Origin of the sequence: Roseomonas sp. E05, from assembly GCF_030063475.1 — a bacterium.
Lineage (GTDB): Bacteria > Pseudomonadota > Alphaproteobacteria > Acetobacterales > Acetobacteraceae > Pseudoroseomonas.
Genome location: NZ_JASIRT010000006.1, coordinates 223,029 through 243,013, shown reverse-complemented (window position 1 = coordinate 243,013; position 19,985 = coordinate 223,029). Strand labels below are relative to the sequence as shown.

General features: G+C 71.9%; 18 protein-coding genes and 2 pseudogenes. 7 read left to right on the top strand and 13 right to left on the bottom strand.

Features of this window, described 5'->3' with window-relative positions:
- Nucleotides 1–728 (bottom strand): annotated as a pseudogene (locus tag QMO56_RS09380) (transposase); the annotation flags it as partial.
- A 72-nt stretch (nucleotides 729–800) separates the two neighbouring features.
- Here QMO56_RS09380 and QMO56_RS09375 point away from each other — a divergent pair.
- Nucleotides 801–1,520 (top strand): annotated as a pseudogene (locus QMO56_RS09375) (IS5 family transposase); the annotation flags it as partial.
- 64 nt (nucleotides 1,521–1,584) lie between these two features.
- Nucleotides 1,585–2,124, top strand: coding sequence for a DUF2937 family protein (locus QMO56_RS09370; protein WP_283525169.1), 540 nt, complete (start codon nucleotides 1,585–1,587; stop codon nucleotides 2,122–2,124).
- 18 nt (nucleotides 2,125–2,142) lie between these two features.
- Here the strand turns inward: QMO56_RS09370 and QMO56_RS09365 are convergent, their stop codons facing one another.
- Genes QMO56_RS09365 through QMO56_RS09330 form a run of 8 tightly spaced genes read right to left on the bottom strand, consistent with a single transcriptional unit; the run spans nucleotide 2,143 to nucleotide 10,657 of the window.
- Nucleotides 2,143–3,087, bottom strand: coding sequence for a nucleoside hydrolase (locus tag QMO56_RS09365; RefSeq protein WP_283525168.1), 945 nt, complete (start codon nucleotides 3,085–3,087; stop codon nucleotides 2,143–2,145).
- Between the two features lie 29 nt (nucleotides 3,088–3,116).
- Nucleotides 3,117–3,674 carry a nucleoside 2-deoxyribosyltransferase gene (locus QMO56_RS09360; RefSeq protein WP_283525167.1) on the bottom strand — a complete coding sequence of 186 codons (558 nt, stop codon included), beginning with the start codon at nucleotides 3,672–3,674 and terminating at the stop codon, nucleotides 3,117–3,119.
- Nucleotides 3,671–4,078: a cytidine deaminase gene (locus QMO56_RS09355; RefSeq protein ID WP_283525166.1), complete on the bottom strand. Its 408-nt coding sequence runs from the start codon at nucleotides 4,076–4,078 to the stop codon at nucleotides 3,671–3,673. The genes QMO56_RS09360 and QMO56_RS09355 overlap by 4 nt, the downstream gene beginning before the upstream one ends.
- A 3-nt stretch (nucleotides 4,079–4,081) precedes the next feature.
- Entirely contained in the window at nucleotides 4,082–5,053 is a 972-nt protein-coding gene (locus QMO56_RS09350; protein WP_283525164.1) for an ABC transporter permease, read from the bottom strand.
- A 4-nt stretch (nucleotides 5,054–5,057) separates the two neighbouring features.
- A complete protein-coding gene (locus QMO56_RS09345) occupies nucleotides 5,058–6,140 on the bottom strand; it encodes an ABC transporter permease (RefSeq protein WP_283525162.1) in 1,083 nt (360 codons plus the stop codon).
- The gene (locus tag QMO56_RS09340; RefSeq protein ID WP_283525160.1) at nucleotides 6,137–7,669 is read right to left on the bottom strand and encodes an ABC transporter ATP-binding protein; all 1,533 of its coding nucleotides are present in this window, start codon (nucleotides 7,667–7,669) and stop codon (nucleotides 6,137–6,139) included. Before QMO56_RS09340 ends, QMO56_RS09345 begins: the two co-directional genes overlap by 4 nt.
- A 17-nt stretch (nucleotides 7,670–7,686) precedes the next feature.
- Nucleotides 7,687–8,679, bottom strand: a complete 993-nt coding sequence (locus QMO56_RS09335) for a BMP family protein (protein ID WP_283525159.1) — start codon at nucleotides 8,677–8,679, stop codon at nucleotides 7,687–7,689.
- A gap of 28 nt (nucleotides 8,680–8,707) precedes the next feature.
- Nucleotides 8,708–10,657, bottom strand: a complete 1,950-nt coding sequence (locus tag QMO56_RS09330; RefSeq protein WP_283525157.1) for a bifunctional 2',3'-cyclic-nucleotide 2'-phosphodiesterase/3'-nucleotidase — start codon at nucleotides 10,655–10,657, stop codon at nucleotides 8,708–8,710.
- A gap of 144 nt (nucleotides 10,658–10,801) precedes the next feature.
- Between QMO56_RS09330 and QMO56_RS09325 the strand changes: the two genes are divergently transcribed.
- The 3 genes from QMO56_RS09325 to QMO56_RS09315 all read left to right on the top strand — a co-directional run bounded on the left by QMO56_RS09325 (nucleotide 10,802) and on the right by QMO56_RS09315 (nucleotide 14,338).
- Nucleotides 10,802–11,470: an EI24 domain-containing protein gene (locus QMO56_RS09325; protein ID WP_283525155.1), complete on the top strand. Its 669-nt coding sequence runs from the start codon at nucleotides 10,802–10,804 to the stop codon at nucleotides 11,468–11,470.
- A gap of 84 nt (nucleotides 11,471–11,554) precedes the next feature.
- On the top strand, nucleotides 11,555–13,288 hold the full coding sequence (locus QMO56_RS09320; protein WP_283525153.1) for an ABC transporter ATP-binding protein: 1,734 nt from the start codon (nucleotides 11,555–11,557) through the stop codon (nucleotides 13,286–13,288).
- 66 nt (nucleotides 13,289–13,354) lie between these two features.
- Nucleotides 13,355–14,338, top strand: a complete 984-nt coding sequence (locus tag QMO56_RS09315) for an aldo/keto reductase (protein ID WP_283525151.1) — start codon at nucleotides 13,355–13,357, stop codon at nucleotides 14,336–14,338.
- On the opposite strand, the gene QMO56_RS09310 is transcribed toward QMO56_RS09315, so the two are convergent.
- A complete protein-coding gene (locus QMO56_RS09310) occupies nucleotides 14,339–14,866 on the bottom strand; it encodes a YaiI/YqxD family protein (protein ID WP_283525149.1) in 528 nt (175 codons plus the stop codon). It lies immediately after the preceding gene.
- Nucleotides 14,867–15,018: 152 nt separating this feature from the next.
- Between QMO56_RS09310 and QMO56_RS09305 the strand changes: the two genes are divergently transcribed.
- Nucleotides 15,019–16,065, top strand: a complete 1,047-nt coding sequence (locus QMO56_RS09305) for an amino acid ABC transporter substrate-binding protein (RefSeq protein WP_283525147.1) — start codon at nucleotides 15,019–15,021, stop codon at nucleotides 16,063–16,065.
- A 50-nt stretch (nucleotides 16,066–16,115) separates the two neighbouring features.
- Here the strand turns inward: QMO56_RS09305 and QMO56_RS09300 are convergent, their stop codons facing one another.
- Complete coding sequence (locus tag QMO56_RS09300) at nucleotides 16,116–17,411, bottom strand: hydantoinase/carbamoylase family amidase (protein ID WP_283525146.1); 1,296 nt, start codon at nucleotides 17,409–17,411, stop codon at nucleotides 16,116–16,118.
- Nucleotides 17,386–18,174: an SDR family oxidoreductase gene (locus QMO56_RS09295; protein ID WP_283525144.1), complete on the bottom strand. Its 789-nt coding sequence runs from the start codon at nucleotides 18,172–18,174 to the stop codon at nucleotides 17,386–17,388. The genes QMO56_RS09300 and QMO56_RS09295 overlap by 26 nt, the downstream gene beginning before the upstream one ends.
- Before the next feature lie 173 nt (nucleotides 18,175–18,347).
- Between QMO56_RS09295 and QMO56_RS09290 the strand changes: the two genes are divergently transcribed.
- Complete coding sequence (locus QMO56_RS09290) at nucleotides 18,348–19,319, top strand: D-glycerate dehydrogenase (RefSeq protein ID WP_283525142.1); 972 nt, start codon at nucleotides 18,348–18,350, stop codon at nucleotides 19,317–19,319.
- Between the two features lie 46 nt (nucleotides 19,320–19,365).
- On the opposite strand, the gene QMO56_RS09285 is transcribed toward QMO56_RS09290, so the two are convergent.
- Nucleotides 19,366–19,953 (bottom strand): TetR/AcrR family transcriptional regulator, encoded by a 588-nt coding sequence (locus tag QMO56_RS09285; protein ID WP_283525141.1) that lies wholly within the window; start codon nucleotides 19,951–19,953, stop codon nucleotides 19,366–19,368.
- Nucleotides 19,954–19,985 lie beyond the last annotated feature (32 nt).

Here is a 19,985-nt window from a genome sequence, read left to right as displayed (position 1 = left end):
CCAGCGCTGATTGGAGGCAGGGGCGATGACGGTGCCCTCGTGGGCGCGGATCGGCCGCCTGCCAGTATGGGGCTGAAGCAGCATTGAGAAGAGGCGCATCAGCCGGAAGATGCGCTTGTGATTGAGCGGGGGCTCGCCGGAGCTGCGCCTGGCGCGGTTCAGCAGGGCGGTGACGCGGCGATAGCCGTAGGTGGGGCGTGCGTCGGTGATGGCGCGGATCTCGGCCAGCACGGCCTCGTCCTCGGCGCGGCGGTAGGGGCCACGCCGCGGCCGGTCGGGGCGCCGGAGCTGGTCGGCCAGGTTGGATCTGGCGACGCCGAGCGTGTCAGCCACGGCCTTCACCGGGAACCGCCCCGTGGCGGCGACGGCAAGCGCAACGCATGTTTTTTTGGGCGTGCGGCTTCCAGGGCCTCGCGGAGGATCTCGGTTTCCATGGTCTTGCGGCCGAGGAGGCGCTCCAACTCGCGCACCTTCGCCTCGAGCTCGCGGACGCGGCTCGCGGCCACCACGTCCTCGTCGGCCCTGACCGCCTCTAAGCCACCCTCGGCCATGCGTCGCCTCCACCCGAAGAGAAGGCTGGGGGAGACGCCGTGGAGCCGGGCGACGGCCGAGACCGTCATGCCGGGCTGCATCGTCTCCTCGACCAGCCGGACCTTCTCCTCGGCAGTGTAGCGCCGACGGTGCTCGCGGCCGGTGATGATTTCGACGCGCTCGATGGGCTTCGACATAGGCGTACGCCTAGGCTTCCACCTAGGCCCTCACGGTTGCGCCGCCTGTCCGGTCGAATTGGGGGCCGCTCCACCGGGCAGCGGGAGCACAGCTCGCGCGAGGTGTTCAACGGCCTGCGCTATGTGGTGAAGACCGGCGCGCCGTGGCGTTGGATGCCCAATGACCTGCCACCCTGGGCAGCGGTGTACCAGCAGACGCAGCGCTGGCTGGCGGCAGGGTGCTTCGAGGCGCTGGCCGAGGATCTGCGCACGGTGCTGCGGCTGGCCGCGGGGCGCAAAGCCCAGCCCAGTGCTGCCATCCTGGACAGCCGGACGCTGCGCTCGACGCCGGAAAGTGGCGAGCGGGCCGGGTACGACGGTGCCAAGCGCAAGAAGGGCTCCAAGCTGCACCTGGCGGTCGACACGCTGGGGCATCTGCTGGCGTTGCATGTCACACCCGCCAGCGCCGATGATCGCGCCGAGGCAGGACGTCTTGCCCAGGCGGTACAGGCTTCCACCGGCCAAAGCGTGGGTATGGCCCACGTTGACCAGGGCTATACGGGAAGCAAAGCAGCCGATGCCACGAAAGCCCACGGCATCGAGTTGGAGGTGATCAAGCTGCCGGAAGCCAAGCGCGGCTTCGTGCTGCTACCGCGGCGCTGGATGGTCGAGCGCTCCTTCGTCTGGGCTACCCGCTTCCGGCGCCTGGTGAAGGACTACGAACGCTACGCCAGCACCCTTGCCGACCTGCACCTCGTCGCCTTCACCTGCATCATGCTCAGGCAGGCCGCTCAATTGGCCGCAGGTCCATAACAACCTCTAGCGCAACCCTGGCGCCGCGCCACTCTTCCCTCCTGCGGATCGGAAGGGGCGGAGCATGACGCGTTTCATCGGCCGTTGGCTCGGGGATTCCATTCGCCTGGGGCTGGCCCTCTTCCTGGCGCTGGCCGCCATGCAGCTCCCGGCGGTCGCCCATGGCTACACCACGGCGCTGCTGCAGATCGCGCTCGCCACGGAGCGCGACATCGCGGAGCGGCAGGAGATCGCCCGGCAATTCTACCGCCTGCCGCCCAGCGCACCGGAGCCGGAGGTCACGGCGCGGCTGCGCGAGGCGGAGCCGGCCAATGCGGCCGGCCTCGCCGCCTCGCGCGAGCGCGCGGCGATCCTGCGCGCCACCCATGACCGCCTCTCCGCCGCCTCACCCCTGCTGCAGCCGGTACTCGCCCTGTGGGACGGGCTGCGCGATGACCGCGCCGACAAGCGCGCCGTGCTCAGGACGACGCTGGAGAGCCATGTGCCCGCCGTGATGCTCAGCGCCGCGCCGGCGACCTACGGGCTGGCGGGGCTGATGCTCGGCCTGCTGCTCGCGGAGGTGCTGCTCGCGCCCTTCCGTCGACGCCGCCGCCACGCCGCCTGAGCGGCCTGCCGGCCGCCTTCAGGGTAGCCGCGCCAGGCGCTCCAGCAGCAGGCCGAAGAAGCCTTCCTGGTCCACCACCGCGTTCAGCCAGGTCGCGTTGGCCGGGCGGCCGGTGACGCCGAACCAGTCCGCCACCGTCATCCCCAGCGCCAGCGGGCTCGCCGTCTCCACCGCGACATTGATGAACCGCCCGGCGAACAGCTCGGGCCGCAGGAGGAAGGCGATCACGCAGGGGTCGTGCAGCGGCGCGCCCTCCTCCTCGCGCTCGTGATGCGGCGTGCCGTCCGGCTCGGAGAACAGGGTGGCCACCGCGCGGGCGGCGGCGGTGTCGATCCGGCGCAGGCGCTCCAGGCGCGGCGCCGTCATCCGCAGCTGGTGCGTCAGGTCGAGCGGCAGCAGGGTCAGCTTCAGGCCGCTCTCCAGCAATACCGCCGCGGCCTCCGGATCGGCATGGACGTTGTACTCGGAAGCCGGCGTCACATTGCCGCCCTCGCTGCGGGCGCCCGCCATCCAGACCACCTCGGCGATGCCGCGGGCGATCTCCGGTGCCTTGACCAAAGCCATGGCGAGGTTGGTGGCCGGGCCGAGCAGGCAGAGCGTGATCTCACCTGGCGCGGCGGCGCGCAGCGTCCCGATCAGGTGGTCCACGCCATGGGCGGCCTGGGCCGGCACGCGCGGCTCCGGCAGGACGAGCCCGACCAGGCCGGTCTCGCCATGCACGTGCTCGGCGGTGATGACGGAGCGCACCAGCGGCCGGGCGCAGCCGGGATAGACTGGGATATCCGCCCGCCCGGCCAGCTCCAGCAGGCGGCGCGCATTGCCCTCGGTGCGCGCCAGCGGGACGTTCCCCGCCACCGCCACCAGGGAGAGCACCTCCAGCTCCTCGGGTGCGCCCAGCGCCAGCAGGATGGCGGCCGCGTCATCCTTCCCGGGGTCGGTGTCGATGATGATCTTGCGGGCCATGCGTCACCCCAGGCGGCTGGTTCGTGCGGTCAGAGGTCAAGCCGGCGCGCGGCGAGCGCCACGCAGGCCTCGAAAAGGTCGAGCGAGTCGAAGGGAAGATCGCGCCCCTCGGCCGGCACCAGCATCGGGTGGCCGCCGGCCTGGATGAGCGCGCCCTGGATCATCAGGTTGTCCGGCAGGCCGAAGCCCTCGGCGCCCAGGCCGGGGATGGCCTCGGGCAGGGCCTGCGCATGCTGCCGGCAACGCTCGGCGAAGGGTGCCGCGCTGTTGGAATAGCCGAAGACCGGCCGTCCGCGCCCGAGGAACCAGCCCAGCTCGACCAGCGTGCCGCTATCGGCCGAGACGCCGCGGAAGGGTGTCAGGTTGGCGATGGCGATGTCGCACTCCTCCATCATCGCGATGTCCTTGCGGTAGATGGTGCGCCAGGCCTCCTCCTCCCGCATCACGCCCAGGCTGGCCACGTCCTCGTTGAGCGGCGGACGGCCCTCGATGCCGTGGCGGGCGCAGATCGCGACCTTGCGCCGGGCATGGGCCGGGGCGTCGGGCAGGAAGACATCGGGCCCGGCCAGATAGGCCTTCACGCTCATGCGCCTGCCCCCGCGAGGTTGTCAGGGCCGAAGGAATGCGGCAGCAGTTCCGCCAGCGTGGCGCGCAGCAGCAGGCGGCCCTCGGCATCCACCATGCGAACCAGCGTCTCCGGCGCGGCGAATTCGCGGATCTTCTGGCGGCAGCCGCCGCAGGGCGTGCAGGGCGCGGTGCCGCCGCCGGCCACCACCAGCTCCGTGATGTGGCGCCCGCCGGCCAGCGCCATGGCGGCGATGGCCCCCGCCTCGGCGCAGGTGCCCTCGGGATAGGCGGCGTTCTCCACGTTGCAGCCGGCATGGATGGCGCCCTCGGCGGTGCGCAGCGCGGCGCCCACGGCAAAGCGGGAATAGGGCGCATAGGCGCGGGCGCGCGCGGCCAGGGCGGCTTCGACGAGCGGGTCGGACACGGCTCAGCGCTCCTTCACATAGGGTTGGCCGCTCGCCCGTGGCGGGATGGCGCGGCCCATGAAGCCGGCGAGCAGCACCACGGTGAGCAGATAGGGTAGCGCCTGGAGCGCCTGCACGGGGAAGGCGCCGATTCCCGGTAGCACCACGCCCTGCAGCCGGATGGCCACCGCGTCCAGCAGCCCGAAGAGCAGGCAGGTGAACAGGATCGGCCAGGGGCGCCAGCCGCCCAGGATCATCGCGGCGAGCGCGATATAGCCGCGCCCGGTGACCATGTCGCGCACGAAACCCGCCCCCTGCGCGGTGGCGATGTAGGTCCCGGCGATGCCGCAGAGGACGGCGGCGATCAGCACGCCGCCATAGCGCAGCCGCGCGACGGAGAGGCCGGCGGTGTCCACCGCGGCGGGGTGCTCGCCGCAGGCCCGCAGGCGCAGCCCGAAGCGTGTGCGGTAGAGCACCCAGGCGCCGAGCGGCACCAGGGCGAGCGCCAGATAGACCAGCACCGTCTGCCCGCTGACCAGCGCGGCATAGACCGGCCCCAGCACCGGCACATCGGCCAGCGCCGCCGCCCCGGGCAGCGTGACCGGCAGGAAGCGGGCGGCGGGCGGCAAGGAGGGCGTCTGCCCGCCCAGGCCGAACCAGGCGAGGGCCAGCGTCGCGGTCAGGCCGGAAGCGACGATGTTGATCGCCATGCCCGAGACCACCTGGCTGCCGCGCAGCGTGATGCAGGCATAGGCATGCACCAGCCCGAGCAGGCAGGCGCCGCCGATCCCCGCCAGCAGCCCGAGCAGCACGTTGCCGGTGACGGCCGCCGCCGCGGCGGCGGCGAAGGCGCCCGCCAGCATCTTGCCCTCCAGCCCGACATCGATGATGCCGGCGCGCTCGGAGAACAGCCCGGCCAGCGCCCCCAGCAGCAGCGGCGTGGCGGTGCGCAGCGTGGCGGCGAGGATGGGCAGGATCAGGTCGAGCGCCTCCATCGCCTCAGCCCCCTGCCCGGCCCAGCACCCGCGCCAGGGCCGGGCGCAGCATGTTGCCCAGCGCGCCGGTGAACAGGATCACCAGCCCCTGGATCAGCACCACGATCTCGGAGGGCACGTCCGGCACCTCGAAGGCCAGTTCGGCGCCGCCCTGGGTGAGCGCGCCGAAGAGCAGCGCCGCCAGCAGCACGCCGGCCGGATGGTTGCGCCCCATCAGCGCGACGGCGATGCCGGTGAAGCCATAGCCGCTGGTGAAGCCGAGCAGCAGCTTGTGCTGCGCGCCCAGCAGCTCGTTCACCGCCACGCCGCCCGCGAGCGCGCCCGAGAGCGCCATGACGAGGATGATCATCCGCCCCTGGTCGATCCCGGCATAGCTGGCGACAGCCGGGCTCTGCCCCATCACGCGCAGGGCATAGCCCCAGGGGGTGCGCCACACGAGCAGCCAGACCCCCAGCGCCGCCAGCACCGCCAGCCCCAGCGCGAGGTTCACCGGCGCCGAGCTGGGGAAGCCAAGCTGCGCCAGGCCGGGCAGGCTCGCCGCCTCGGGGAAGGGAGGGCTCTCCGGCGCCATCGAACCGGGCGCGGTCAGCAGGTTGACGATCAGGTGGACCATCAGCGCGGCGGCCAGGAAGTTGAACATGATGGTGGTGATGACGATGTGGCTGCCCCGCCGCGCCTGCAGCCAGCCCGGGATGGCGGCCCAGGCGGCGCCGAACGCCGCGCCGCCGGCGATCGCCAGCGGCACCAGCAGCGCGGCGGGCAGGAAACCGAGGTGCAGCGCCGCCAGCGTCACGCCCAGCCCGGCGAGATAGGCCTGCCCCTCGGCGCCGATGTTGAACAGCCCGCCCTGGAAGGCCACCGCGACCGCCAGCCCGGTGAAGGCCATGTTGGTGGCGTAGTAGAGCGTGTAGCCGAGGGCATCGGCCGAGCCGAGGCTGCCCACCGCCAGCGCGGTGAGTGCGGCGACGGGGTCGCCGCCGGTCGCCAGCACCAGCAGCGCCGTCAGGGCGAGCGCCAGCAGCAGGTTCAGCACGGGGAGCAGCGCCAGCTCTGCCCAGCGCGGCACATCGCCCATGGGGGCGCTCACGCCGCCCGCTCCGGCGCCACGCCCGCCATCAGCAGGCCGAGCCGTTGCTCGTCGGCCTCGGCGGCGGCCAGTTCGCCCATGATCCTTCCATCGAACATCACCAGGATGCGGTCGGCCAGCGCCATGATCTCGTCGAGTTCCACGGAAACGAGGAGCACCGCCTTGCCCGCCGCGCGGCAGGCCAGCAGGCGCTGGTGGATGGCGTCGATGCCGCCGATGTCCACCCCGCGCGTCGGCTGGCCGACCAGCAGCACCTGCGGGTCGCGGTCGATCTCGCGCGCCAGGATCAGCTTCTGCTGGTTGCCGCCGGAGAACAGCGCCGAGCGCAGGGCGGGATCGGCGGGCCGCACGTCGTAGTCGCGCATCAGCCGCGCGGCATGGGCGGCGACGGCCGCGGGCGCGAGCAGGCCGAAGCGCCGCCAGGAGGGGTCGTCCTGGTAGCCGAGGATGGCGGTCTCCGCCGCGCTGGCATTGCGCAGCAGGCCACTGCGCAGCCGGTCCTCCGGCACGTGGCCGAGGCGCTGGCGGCGCAGCGCGGCCGGGTTGAAGTCCCGGCCGGGAAAGACGGTCTGGCCGCCGAGTCGGATTTCGCCGGCGCTCGGCCGCCGCATCCCGGCCAGGGCTTCCAGCAACTCCCCCTGTCCGTTGCCCGCCACCCCGGCAATGCCGAGGATCTCGCCGCCGCGCAGCGCGAGGTCCACGCCCTTCACCCGCTCCACCCCCGCGGCGTCGCGCACCGAGAGGTTCCGCGCCTCCAGCAGCACCGGGCCCGGCTTCGGCGCCGGGCGCGGCGCGGGCGCGGCGAGGCGGCGGCCGATCATCAGCTCGCCCAGCTCGGCCACCGAGGTGGCGGCCGTCTCGCGATGCGCCACCATCCGCCCCGCGCGCATCACCGAGACGCGGTCGGTGATGGCCATGATCTCGCGCAGCTTGTGGGTGATCAGCAGCACGGTGCGGCCCTGCGCGCGCAGCGCGCGCAGCACGCGGAACAGGTCATCCGCCTCCTGCGGCGTCAGCACGCCGGTCGGCTCGTCGAGGATCAGCAACTCGGCGCCGCGATAGAGCGCCTTCAGGATTTCCACGCGCTGCTGCGCGCCGACGGGCAGGTTCTCGATCCGTGCATCCGGGTCCACGCGCAGCCCGAAGGCCTCGCCGAGCCGCGCCAGCTCGGCGCGCGCCTTCGCGGCGCCGCGCGCCAGCAGCGGGCCGCCCTCGGCGCCGAGCATCACGTTCTCCAGTACCGTGAAGCGCTCCACCAGCATGAAGTGCTGGTGCACCATCTCGATGCCGAGCCGGATGGCGTCGCGGCTGTCGCGGATCGCCACCTCCCGCCCGTTCACAAGGATGCTGCCCGCATCGGCCTGATAGAAGCCGTGCAGGATGGCCATCAGCGTGGACTTGCCGGCGCCGTTCTCGCCGATGATGCCATGGATGGTGCCGCGGCGGACCGTCAGGTCCACCGCGCGGTTGGCGTGCACGGCGCCGAAGCGCTTCTCGATGCCGCGCAGCGCGATGGCGGGAGGCGCCATTCCCTCCGCTTTGCCCATCACCTCGGGCAGGAATTGTCGCTCATGTAGTCGTGCACGGTGATGCCGCCGGCGACGATATCGGCCTTCGCCTGATCGATGCGGCTGCGCATCTCGGCGGTGATGAGAGGCGCGTTGTTCTCGTCGAAGGCGAGGCCGACGCCGTCCTCCGCCAGCCCGAGCACCTGCGTGCCGGGCTTCCAGGTGCCGGCGCGCGCCGCCTGCAGCGTGGTGCGCGTCGCGACGTCGAGCTGCTTCACCATGCTGGTCAGCACGTGGCCGGGATGCAGGTGGTTCTGGTTGGAATCCACGCCGATGCCGAACTTGCCGGCATCCGCCGCCGCCTGCAGCACGCCGATGCCGGTGGCGCCGGCGGCATGGAAAACGACGTCCGCGCCGCGCTCGATCTGCGAGCGGGTGAGTTCCGCGCCGCGCACCGGGTCGTTCCAGGCGGAGGGCGTGGAGCCCGTCATGTTCTGCAGCACCTCGATTTTCGGGTTCACCGCGCGGGCGCCCTGCACATAGCCGCAGGCGAACTTGCGGATCAGCGGCACGTCCATGCCGCCGACGAAGCCCACCTTGCCCGTGGCGCTCTTCATCGCCGCGAGCATGCCGGCGAGGTAGCTGCCCTGCTCCTCGCGGAACAGCACGGATTCGACGTTCGGCGCCTCCACCACGGCGTCGATGATGACGAAGTTCACCTTGGGGAACTCGCCCGCGACCGCCTTCACCGCGCTCGCCTGGTTGAAGCCGACGGCGATGATGGGGCTCTGGCCGCGCCGGGAGAAGTTGCGCAGCGCCTGCTCGCGCTGGGTGTCGTTCTGCGGTTCGAACTCGCGGACCTGGATGCCGCTCTCCTTGCTGAAGGCCTCGGCGCCGCGATGCACCCCCTCGTTGAAGGACTTGTCGAACTTGCCGCCCATGTCGAAGACGATGGCGGGGGTGATCTCGGCGGCGCGGGCGGTGCCCAGGCCCAGCCATGCGGCGAGCGCCGTGGCGAGCAGTTTTTTCATGATGAAGCCCCCTGGATGGTGCGGCGCCTCAGCCTGCATGGCCGAGGCGGTACTGGGTAAAGCCGTCCGGCGTGTTGCCGAGCGGCTCGGCGCGCAACCCGGCCGGACGGAAGGCCGCCGCGCCCGGTCCGGTGACGAAGCTGACCCGCGCCGATTCCGGCCAGGGCGCGAGCGACCAGTTGCCGTCCGCCTCCGGGTCGATGCGCGTCTGCTCGACGATGTAGCGCACCACCACGTCGCGGTTCAGGTCGGGCGCCTCCAGCACGATGGTGCTGCCATCGGCGCCGGGGAAGTTGCCGCCGCCGCCGGCGCGATAGTTGTTGGTGGCGACGAGGAAGACCTGCCCGTCCTCCACCGGACTGCCCTCATAGGCGAGGTCGCGGATGCGCCGCGCCTCCGGCGCCACCAGCTTGCCGTCGGCATCGAAGCGCGAGGGCTGCGTTACGTCGATCCGGTAGGTGACGCCGTCGATCACGTCGAAATTGTAGGAGGGGAAGCGCGGGTTGATCAGCGCCTGCTCCTCCGCCGCGGCAGGGTTGATCCGGTTGAACAGGCCGGCGGAACGCTCCAGCCAGCCGCGCAGTTGCGCCCCCGTCACCTTCACCACGCGCAGCGTGTTGGGGTAGAGGTAGATGTCCGCCACGTCCTTGATGGCGATGGGGCCTGGCTTCACGTCGGTGTAGTAGTCCGGCCCGCCCCGCCCGCCGGCCTTGAAGGGTGCCGCCGCCGAGAGCAGCGGCAGGTCGCCCAGTCCGGCCGCCCTGGCCAGCCCCTCCACGTACCAGCGCTGCGCGTTGCTGACGATCTGCACCGAGGGATCGTCCGCCACCAGCGCCCAGTAGCTGTTGATCGAGGCCTGGGTCTCGCCCACGGGCTGGCGGACATAGGCGAGCGTCGCCTCATGCTCGGTGCGGGCGGCGGCCAGCACGGCCCCGGTGGCGGCGACGGTCGGCTCGATGCGGCGGTCGGGCGTGCGGATATAGATCGGGCGGGCCTCGGTGGCGAAGTCCGTCACCTTCCAGGCGCCGCCCTGGCGCTCCAGCACAAGGTCGATGACGCCGAGATGGCTGCCCCAGAAGCCCGCCATCACCGCCGGCACGCCGTGCAGCGTGCCGCGCCGCGCGTCCACGCCGGGAATGTTGGCGAAGTCCTTGCCGGGGAAGACGAGGTGCTGGTGCCCGGTCAGGATGGCGTCCAGCCCCGGCACCTCGGCGAGATGGAGCGCCGCGTTCTCCGCCCCCGGCTTCGGCGCGCCGCCGGCGATGCCGGAATGGCACAGCGCCACCACCACGTCCGCTTCGGCGCGCAGCCCGGGCAGGTGCTGCCGGGCGGCCTCGACGATGTCGAGCGTCGTCACCCTGCCGGCCAGGTTGGCCTGGTCCCATTGCAGGATCTGCGGCGGCACGAAGCCGATGACGCCGATCCGCAGCCGGTGCCGCTGCCCGGCCTCGTCCACCATCTCCCGCTCGAAGACGCGGGTGGGCGGCACCAGCGGCGTGCCGTCGGCCTTCAGGAGGTTGGCGCAGACGCTCGGGAAGTTCTGCCCGGCCAGCGAGATGCCGAGATAGTCCAGCCCGTAGTTGAACTCGTGGTTGCCCAGCGTGCCGCAGAGATAGCCCAGCCGGTTCATCGCGGCGATGATCGGGTGCACCTCGCCCGGCTTGAGGCCGTGCGAATAGGCCATGTAGTCGCCGAGCGGGCTGCCCTGGATGACGTCGCCATTGTCGAAGAGCAGACTGTTCGGCGCCTCGGCACGGGCGGCGGCGATCAGCGCCGCGGTCTTGGCGAGCCCCACCGTGTCGTCCGTCCGGTCCCGGTAGTAGTCGTAGGGAAAGATGTTGACGTGAAGGTCGGTGGTCTCCAGCAGGCGCAGGCGGAGCCTTGCGGGCGCCTCGGCCCGCGCCCCCGGCGGCAGGCCCAGCGAGAGAGCGGCGCCCGAGAGCAGCAGGGCGCGGCGGGAAAGGGCGAATGCGGGCATCGGCGGCGCACCGGGGCGGTTGAAGGCGCATTCTCGGCAGCGGCGCAGCACCGATCAACCCTGACGAACGTTCCACCCCGCCCGCGCCATTCGCAGCGGGCGTCCGGCCCCCCATATCTGCCCCGCCTTGCTTCCGGAGACCCGATGAGAACCGTCACCGCCAGCCTGCTGCTTCCCCTGCGCCAGATCGCCGATCCCGGCTTTCGCCGCCCCTTGCTGAAAGGACTGCTCGCCTCGATTCTCGCCTTCGGCGGCCTGGCGGTGCTGGCCGACTGGGGCGTCGGCGTCCTGGTCGGCGGGGATGGCTGGCTGGCCACCATGGCGGGCCTGCTCGGCGGCGCGCTGGTGCTGCTGACGGCGGTCTGGCTCTTCGTGCCGCTGCTGCTGGCCATCACCAGCCTCTTCCTGGACGAGGTGGCCGAGGCGGTGGAGCGGCGCTTCTATCCCGGCCTGCCACCGGCCGAGGGCGCCTCGCTCTCCGCCCAGGTCCGCGCCAATCTCGCGCTTTCCCTGCGCCTGTTGGTGCTCACCCTGGTGATCCTGCCGCTGACGCTGCTGCTGCCGCCGGTGGGGGTGGTGCTGTTCTGGGCCGTCTCGGCGGTTTCGCTGGGCTATGGCCTGTTCGAGGGGGTGGCGCAGCGCCGCATGTCGGTGCCGGAGTCGCGCCTGCTGCGCCAGCGCCGCCGGACCGAGATCCTGGCCGTCGGCGCGGTGCTGGCGGCGGCGGCGGTGGTGCCGGTGGCCAACCTGCTGGTGCCGGTGCTCGGAACCGCCGCGATGACCCACCTGCTGCACCGCGGCAAACACGGTTGACCCCGGCCGCGGGGCGCCGGATAGGAGGACGGCTCCAGGCCCGGCGAAGGCCGGCCGCTCCTCCATGGGCAGGGTTCCTCCGACATGCTCCGGCGCTTCTTCGGCTACTACCGCCCTCACCTCCGGCTGTTCCTGCTGGACTTTTCCTGCGCCGTGCTGGCGGGGCTGCTGGAGCTTGGCTTCCCCGTCGCCGTGAAGACCTTCGTGGACAACCTGCTGCCGAAGCAGGACTGGACGCTGATCCTGCTCGCCGCCGCCGGGCTTCTGGTGGTCTATGTGCTGAACACCGGGCTGATGGCCGTCGTCACCTACTGGGGCCACATGCTCGGCATCAACATCGAGACCGAGATGCGCCGCAAGGCCTTCGACCATCTGCAGAAGCTCTCCTTCCGCTTCTACGACAACCAGAAGACCGGCCACCTCGTCGCCCGCGTGACGCGCGACCTGGAGGAGGTGGGCGAGGTGGCGCATCACGGGCCGGAGGACCTGTTCATCGCCGTGATGACCTTCCTGGGCGCCTTCGCGCTGATGTTCAGCGTGCATGTGCCGCTCGCCCTGCTGACGGCGGTGATCGTGCCCCTCATCGCCTGGGCCTCGACGCATTACGGCACCCACATGACGCACACCTGGCGCCGGCTGTTCGGCCGCGTCGGCGCCTTCAACGCGCGCATCGAGGAGACGGTCGGCGGCATCCGCGTGGTGCAGGCCTTCGGCAACGAGGACCACGAGCGCACCCTCTTCGCCGAGGACAACGCGCAGTACCGCACCACCAAGCTGGAGGCCTACCGCATCATGGCCGCCAGCACCTCGCTCAACTACCTGGGCATGCGGCTGACGCAGATGGTGGTGATGCTGGCGGGCAGCTACTACGTGTTGAACGGTCAGCTCTCCAACGGCGAGTTCGTCGGCTTCCTGCTGCTGGTCGGCGTGTTCTTCCGCCCGGTGGAGAAGATCAGCGCGGTCATCGAGACCTATCCGAAGGGCATCGCCGGCTTCCGCCGCTACTGCGAGCTGCTGGACACCGAACCGGACATCACCGACGCGCCGGATGCGACCCCCGCCCCGCCCCTGCGCGGCGAGATCCGCTACGAGCATGTCCGCTTCGGCTACCAGCCCGACAGGCCGGTGCTGCGCGACATCAGCCTGCACATCCCGGCCGGCAGCACCGTGGCCTTCGTGGGCCCTTCCGGCGCCGGCAAGACCACGCTCTGCTCCCTGCTGCCGCGCTTCTACGAGGTCGAGGCCGGGCGCATCACCATCGACGGGCTGGACATCCGGCACATGACGCTGGCCTCGCTGCGCGCGCAGATCGGCATCGTGCAGCAGGACGTCTTCCTCTTCGCCGGCACGCTGCGGGAGAACATCGCCTATGGCCGGCTCGGCGCCTCGGAGGCGGAGATCCGCGAGGCGGCCCGCCGCGCGAAGCTGGACGGGCTGATCGAACGCCTGCCGGAGGGGCTGGACACCGTGGTGGGCGAGCGCGGCGTGAAGCTCTCGGGCGGGCAGAAGCAGCGCCTGGCCATCGCCCGCATCTTCCTGCGCAACCCGCCGATCCTGATCCTGGACGAGGCGACCTCGGCGCTCGACACCGAGACCGAGCGCGCCATCCAGCAATCCCTCACCGAACTGGCCCAGGGACGCACCACGCTGGTCATCGCGCACCGGCTGGCGACCATCCGCAACGCCGACCGTATCGTGGTGGTGGACGAGAGCGGCATCGCCGCCGAGGGGCGGCATGAGGAGCTGATCGTCCGGCCCGGCCTCTACCAGCGGCTGAGCGCCGTGCAGGAGGCGCATCTGGGCCGCATCGCCGGCTGAGGTGCCGGGGCAACCGGAGGGCGCCCCGCGCGTCCTTCCGGGGGAACCCGCACAGGAGGCAGGCCCATGGCCAGTCAACGCTTCGCGCCCCCCGGCCCACTCGGCTTCGGCGGCGCCCCGCTCGGCGACATGTTCGCCAAGGTGGATGACGCGACCGCCGAGGCGACGGTTGAAGCCGCCTGGGAGAGCGGCATCCGCTACTTCGACACCGCCCCGCACTACGGCGCCGGCCTCTCCGAGCACCGCTTCGGTGCCGTGCTGCGCCAGCATGGGCGGGAGGACTACGTGCTCTCCACCAAGGTCGGGCGCCTGCTGGTGCCGGACCTGGCGGCCGAGCCCGAGCCGCCTTTCCTCAGCGCCCTGCCCTTCCGCCGCGTGCTGGACTATTCCGCCGCCGGCGCGCGCCGCTCGGTGGAGGACAGCCTGCAACGGATGGCCGTCGGCCGGATCGACATCGTCTATGTCCACGACCTCGCCGCCGACCATCTCGGCGACGCCTGGACCGAGGAATTCGAGAAGGCCCGCGAGGGCGCCTTCCGCGAACTGATAAAAATGCGCGAGGAGGGGCTGATCCGTGCCTGGGGCCTCGGCGTCAACCTGCCCGAGCCCTGTATCCGCGCGCTGAAGGAGTCCGATCCGGACGTCTTCCTGCTCGCCGGCCGCTACAGCCTGCTCGATCTCACCGGGCTGAAGGAGCTGTTCCCGCTCTGTGCCGAGCGCGGCGCGCATGTGGTGGTGGGCGGCCCCTTCAACTCCGGCCTGCTCGCCGGCGGCCGCACCTTCGACTACCAGGAGGCGCCCCCCGAGCAGGTGGCGGCGCGCGACCGCCTGGCGGCAGTGGCCAAGGAGCATGGGGTGGACCTGCGCGCGGCGGCGCTGCAGTTCTGCGCCGCGCATCCGGTGGTGGCCTCGGTCATCCCCGGCGCCAAGCATCCGGACCGGGTGCGGCAGAACGCCGAGCTGATGCGGCAGAAGATCCCCGCCGCCTTCTGGGCGACGCTGAAGGCGCAGTCCCTGCTGCCCGAGGAGGCGCCGACGCCGGTGGGCTGATCAGTCCGCGTCGGGCAGCGGGCGCCAGAGCCGCAGCGGCGCGGTGCTGGCGCCCCGCATCGCCGCCTGCACCTCGTTCTCCAGCGCGGAGAGGAAGCGCGAGCGGTCGGCATTCCCCATGGCCGAGGGGCCGCGCGTGTTGGCGCCGATCTCCCGCAGGTGCCGCGCCACCTCGCGCCCGGCCAGGGCGCTGCCGATGTTGTCCGTGGTCCAGAGCCGGCCGTTGGGCGCCAGCGCCCGCGCGCCCCGCTCCAGGCAGCGCGCGGCGAGCGGGATGTCGGCGGTGATGCAGACATCCTGGCCGCGGATATGCGCCGCGATCCAGTCATCCGCCGCGTCCGGCCCCTCGGGCACGAGGACGCGGCGGATCCAGGGGGCTTCCGGCAGGCGGATGCCGCGCGCGCCGTTGGAGACGACATGCACCACGAGGGAATGGCGCCCCGCCACGCGGAACACCTCCTCCCGCACCGGGCAGGCATCGGCGTCGATCCAGATCTCGGGCTGCTGCGGCGTCATGGCGTCACTCATTGCCCCGCCATACGCCATCCGCCACGCGCCGCCCAGGGCGGCGCCGTCATGGTTTCCCGTCATGGCTTCTCTGGAATCAATATTGCTTCCCGGGAACGGTACCAGCCTGGTCCATGCCTGCCATGGCCCGGCGCAACCAGCCGGAGACCGAGATGCCCGCCTTGCCCATCCGACTTCTCCTCGCCACGGGGCTTGCCATGGCGGCCCTGCTGCCGCCGGCAGGCAGCGCCGCCGCGCAGACGACCGAGCCCGGCCCCACGCTGGCCGGCATACGCGCCAAGGGCCTGCTGGATTGCAGCGCCAACCAGGGCAGCCCCGGCTTCGGCGTGCCGGACAGCCGGGGCGAGCAGCAGGGGCTCGACCCCGACATCTGCCGCGCCGTGGCCGCCGCCGTGCTGGGCCCCAATGCCCGGATCCGCTGGACGGTGCTGACCAGCCAGGCGCGCATCCCCGCCCTGCAGTCCGGCCAGGTGGACCTGGTGGCGCGCACCTTCACCTGGACCCACTCCCGCGAGATCAATGCCGGCCTGCAGTTCGGGCCCGTCGCCTTCTATGACGGCCAGGGCTTCCTGGTGAAGAAATCCACCGGCGTCACCCGGGCCTCGCAGCTCGACGGGGCCAGCATCTGCGTCACCGCCGGCTCGACGAACGAGCTGAACCTCGCGGACTGGGCAAGGACCAACAAGTTCGAGGTCCACCCCGTGGTGTTCGAGTCCAATGAGGACACGCGGAAGGCCTATCTCTCCGGCCGTTGCGATTCCTACACGCTGGATGCCAGCCAGCTTGCCGGCTTCGTCAGCAGCCTGCCCAAGGGGGAGCACCTGATCCTGCCGGACATCATCAGCAAGGAGCCGCTGACCCCGGCGGTCCGCAAGGGCGACCCGCAGTGGTACGATATCGTCCGCTGGACCTTCTTCGCGCTGGTGCTGGCCGAAGAGCTGGGCGTGACCCAGGCCAATCTGGACAGCATGCTGGAGAGTCCCAACCCGGATGTGCGCCGCCTGCTCGGCGTCAGCGGCGACCACGGGCCGGCCATGGGGCTGGACAGGCGCTGGGCCTACAACGCCATCAAGGCGGTGGGGAACTACGGCGAGATCTTCCAGCGCCATCTCGGCGAGGATTCCCCGCTGGGCCTGCCGCGCGGGCTGAACGCGCTGTGGAACCATGGCGGGCTGATGTACGCGCCGCCGATCCGCTGACGGCCGGGCGCCAGCCGGGGAAGGAGTTGCCTCCCTCCCCGGCGCCTTCTTCATCCGGCGGTCTCGGCCAGCCAGCGCGTCACCACGGTGCAGGCTTCGGCGAAATCCTCCATCCGCATCGCCTCGTGCGGATTGTGGCTGCCGTTCTGGTTGCGGACGAACAGCATGGCGGACGGGATGCCGGCCGCCGCGAAGGCCGCCGCGTCATGCCCGCCGCCGGAGGCCATCTCCAGGAAGCGCACGCCCGTCGCCTCGGCGGCCCGCGCCAGGCCGGCGCGCAGCTCCGGGTCCATCGGCGCCGCCACCGAGCCGGTCTCCGGACCCAGCTCGAAGCGCACGCCGCGCCGCGCCTCGATGGCCGCCACCTGCCGCGCCAGCTCGGCGAAGATGGCGTCCACGCTGGCCGGGTTCACGCTGCGCACGTCCAGCATGAAGGTCGCCTCGCCGGCGATCTTGGTGAAGCCGGCCTCCGCCGTGGTGGCCAGGGTGCAGAAGGTGCAGACGAGACGGTGGCCATGCGCCTCCAGCCGCGCCCATTCCTCGTCGAGCGCCACCGCCAGCTCGGCCAGGGCGATGGCGGCATCCCGCCGGTAGCGCCGCGGCGTGCCGCCGGAATGGTTGTACTCGCCGAGCACCCGGCCCTGCCGCAGCCGTCGGCTGCCGGGAATGCCGGTGACGATGCCGACCGGGATGCCCTCGGAATCCAGCACCGGCCCCTGCTCGATATGCACCTCCAGAAAGGCGGCGGTGTTGCCGGGGGTCAGCACCGTCTCGCCACGGGCGGCGAAGTCCGGGTCGAAGCCCTCCTCCCGCATGTGCTCGGCGAGGCTGCGGCCGGAATCCTGGCGCTTCACCTGAAGCTCCTCCGGCTTCAGGCGGCCCAGCGCGCCACGGCTGCCGGGATAGGAGGTGGGGAACCAGGCCCCCGCCTCCTCCGCCCGCGTGGCGATCACCGTGACGTCGCGCGCCGGGCTGAAGCCCGCGCGCTTCAGCCCGGCGACGGCGGCCAGCCCCGCCAGCACCCCGACGGCACCGTCGAAATTGCCGCCCTGCGGCACCGAATCGAGATGGCTGCCGAGCAGCACCCGCTTCGCCGCCCGGTCCTGCCCCGGCAGGGTCATGTGCAGGTTGCCGACCGGGTCGGCGCTCACCTCCAGGCCCAGCGCCTCGGCCTCGCGGCGGGCGAGCGCATGCGCCATGCGCTCGCCGGGGCCATAGGCCTCCCGGGTGATGCCGACACCGTCGAAACTGTTCTGCCGGAGCTCGTCCAACAGGCGCGCGGCCAGCCCGACATCCGGCGACAGGTTGCGCCGCGGCGCCTCAGACGCCACGGACCACTCCGCCATCCACCAGATGCACCCGGCCGGTGATGTAGGAGGCCTGCGCCGAGGCCAGGAAGGCGCCCATCGGGCCGAACTCCTTCGGCTCGCCGAAGCGGCCCACCGGGATCAATGCCGAGCGCTCGGTCACCAGCGCGTCGATGCTCTTGCCGGTCTTCTGCGAGGCGGAGGCCAGGGTTTCCTGCGTCCGGTCGGTGGCGAAGGCGCCGGGGCCGATGATGTTGCAGGTCACGCCATCCCCCGCGATCTCGCTGGCAAGCGTCTTGTTCCAGCCGACGATCGCCGAGCGCAGCGTGTTGGACAGCGCCAGCCCCGGCAGCGGCTGCACCACGCCGGTGGAGGCGATGGTGATCAGCCGGCCCCATTTCTGCTGGCGCATCGCCGGCAGCAGCCGGTTGGCGATGCGGATCGGCGAGAGCACGATGCGCTGGAACCAGGTGACGAGGTCCTCCTCCTTCATCTCCAGCGCGGTGCAGGTCGGCGGCCCGCCATGGTTCAGCACCAGGATGTCCACCCCGCCCAGTGCGGCCACCGCCGCGTCGGCCAGCCGGTCCATCTGCGCGCCCTCCGCCACGTCGGCGGTGATGCCCACCGCCTTCGGCGCGCCGGCGGCCTTCAGTTCCTCCGCCACGCGGTCCAGGCTGGCCTGGTTGCGGCCGGAGATGGCGATCGCCACGCCCTCCGCCGCCAACGCATCGGCGACCGACCGGCCAAGCCCCTTGGAAGCCCCCATCACCAGGGCACGGCGCCCCTGCAGACCCAGATCCATGGTTCCGCTCCTCCTCATTGCTGGCTGAGGGGGCGGACCGTGAACCCTTCCCCTCCCCCTGGCAAGACGGCGCCCGGCGTTTAAGCTGGGCCGGAGGCACGAAAAGGGAGGACGACCACCATGGACGCGATGGCCTTGCGAGACACCCGCACCCCGGCACGGACACCCGCCGCATGAGCAAGCCGGTCATCCTGCTCACCCGCCGCTTCCCCGATGCGGTGGAGGCCCGCGCCCAGCGCGACTACGTCACGATCCCCAACCCGGCCGACACGCCGATGACCGGCCGCGAGATCGTCGCCGCCGCGGCGGATGGCGGCGCGGCGGGCATCCTCTGCGCCGCCGGCGACGCGCTGGACGCCGGGACCATCGCCCGCCTGCCGGAGAGCGTGCGGATCATCGCCACCTTCAGCGTCGGCACCGACCATATCGACCTGCCCGCCGCCGCCGCGCGCGGCATCCTGGTGACCAACACGCCCGACGTGCTGAGCGTCGCCACCGCCGAGATCGCCATGCTGCTGATCCTGACGGCGGCCCGGCGCGGTGGCGAGGCGGAGCGGATGGTGCGCGCCCGCGAATGGACGGGCTGGGCACCGACGCAACTCATGGGCGTGACGCTGGAGGGCAAGAAGCTCGGCATCCTCGGCATGGGGCGGATCGGCCAGGCGCTGGCGCGGATGGCGCGCGGCTTCGGCATGGAGATCCACTACCGCAACCGCAACCGCCTCTCTCCGGCCGAGGAACAGGGCGCCATCCACCACGCCGACGACGCCGGCTTCCTCGCCGGCATCGACGTCCTCTCGATGCACATTCCCGGCGGCGCGGCGACGCGGAACTGGCTCAACGCCGAGCGCATCGCCACGCTGCGCAAGGGCGCCATCGTGGTGAATACCGGCCGCGGCACCACGGTGGACGATGCCGCCCTCTGCGCCGCCCTCGTCTCCGGCCACCTTCGCGCGGCGGGGCTCGACGTCTTCGCGGGCGAGCCGAACATCCACGAGGGCTACCACACCACGCCCAACCTCGTGCTGCTGCCGCATCTGGGCAGCGCCACGGTGGAGACGCGGGACGCCATGGGCTTCCGCTGCCTGGACAACCTCGACGCCGTGCTGCTGCGGAACGAGGCGCCGCTGCACCCCGCCGGCTGAGCACGCTTCCCCGGGCGCCGCGATGCCGGCGCCCGGTGCCCCGGCTTCAGCCTCCGCGCAGATAGGCGCCGACCAGCCGGTCGGCATTCTCCGCCACCCGCACCGCGGGTCCCCCGGCGCCGAAAAGCTGGCCGGAGACATAGGCCCCCTCGATCAGCAGCAGCAGCCCGTCGCCCAGCGCCGCGGGGTCGCTGGCGCCCATCTCCGCCGCCATGGCACGCAGCCGCCGGCGAAGCTCCCGCTTGTGCGCCTCGCTCACCAGCCGGGCGGGGTGTTCGGGCGCCGGATACTCCACCGCGGCATTGGTCAGCCCGCAGCCACGATAGCCATCGGCCACCGCCCGCGCGCCCAGCGGGCGCAGGAAGGCCGCGAGCTGGGCGCGCGGGTCGCCCGGATGCGCCGCCACCGCAGCCTCGAAGCGCTGCCAGAACAGCGCCTCATAGTCGCGCAGGTAGCAGGCCGCCAGTTCGTCCTTGGAGGAGAAGCTGCGGTACAGGCTGGGCTTGGTGACCCCGGCATGCGAAACGATCTCGTCCACCCCTACCGCACGGATGCCCAGCCGGTAGAACAGCTCGGCAGCGGCGGCGCGGATGCGGGTGGCGGCGGGAAGCGGCTTGGCGGGCGTTGCAGGCATATCCGGCAAAAGGGTCCTTGACGATGTTACTG